1 protein-coding gene is annotated in these 1145 nt (G+C 39.7%); it reads left to right on the forward strand.

What is annotated here, in order from left to right:
* Positions 1 to 90 precede the first annotated feature (90 nt).
* Complete coding sequence (locus tag NSA01_RS09995) at positions 91 to 1095, forward strand: deoxyguanosinetriphosphate triphosphohydrolase (protein ID WP_257481313.1); 1005 nt, start codon at positions 91 to 93, stop codon at positions 1093 to 1095.
* The last annotated feature ends 50 nt before the right edge of the window (positions 1096 to 1145 follow it).

Consider the following 1145-nt stretch of genomic DNA (forward strand, 5'->3'; position numbering starts at 1 on the left):
GGGTTCCTAAGGGACGGAGTCCCTTATAAAGGGTTTTAGGGGCAGCGCCCCTAGGTGATTTGTTTCTTTGAAAAAGAAAATGGAGCATATATGAACATAAGAAAACAAAAAGAAAACGAAGAACTTAATAGGCTAAGCGAATATGCCTTTAAAGTCGTCGATACAAAGGGGAGAAAACGAAGTATTACGCCTTGTGAGATAAGGACGGACTTTGAAAGGGATAGGGACAGGATAATCCATTCCAAGTCATTCAGAAGACTTAAACATAAGACGCAGGTATTCATCTCTCCCGAGACAGACCACAACAGGACGAGGCTTACTCATACTCTCGAGGTATCTCAAATATCCAGAAGTATCGCAAGGGCTTTAAAAGCCAACGAAGACTTGACGGAAGCCATAGCTCTCGGTCACGACCTTGGGCATACCCCTTTCGGTCACAGCGGAGAGCAGGTACTAAATGAGATATGTCCCTTTGAATTCAGACATAACATTCAAAGCGTAAGAGTGGTGGAGAGGATAGAAAACGACGGCAAGGGGTTAAATCTTACTCATGAGGTTATAGACGGGATAAAGAACCACTGTCACGGTTTCAAGCCTTCGACCTTAGAGGGAGAAATAGTTTTCTTTTCAGATAAGATTGCCTATATAAATCACGATATAGACGACGCCGTTCGCTTCGGAGTACTAAGAGAGGAAGATATTCCCAGTATATTTACAGATGTTCTTGGGAATACTAATTCTCAAAGGATCAATACCATGATAATGGATATAATCAAAAACAGTTTACATAAAGATAAAATAAAAATGAGTGATGAAATCTATAAAGCGACCATGGGGCTTAGAAGTTTTCTTTTTGAAAATGTATATCATTCGAAAATGGCTATAGAAGAGGGGAACAAAGGTAAAGCCATAGTAAAAAGGCTTTACGATTATTACATGGAACACCCCGGAAAAATGCCAAATGATTTTTATGATAGAACAAAGACAGACGGACTATCGAGGAGCGTATGTGACTACGTTGCATGTATGTCCGATATTTTTGCTATAAATACTTATAAGGAACTTTTTATTCCTAATACTATGTGGGGGATGTAGGTTTTCTTTTACAAAGAAACAAATAATCAGGGGCTCTGCCCCTAAAACCC

It is taken from the genome of Anaerofustis stercorihominis, assembly GCF_024623185.1.
Classification (GTDB): Bacteria; Bacillota; Clostridia; order Eubacteriales; family Anaerofustaceae; genus Anaerofustis.

Coding starts and splice junctions, on each gene's coding strand:
- NSA01_RS09995 (WP_257481313.1), top strand. CDS start 91: ATGAACATAAGAAAACAAAAAGAAAACGAAGAACTTAATAGGCTAAGC.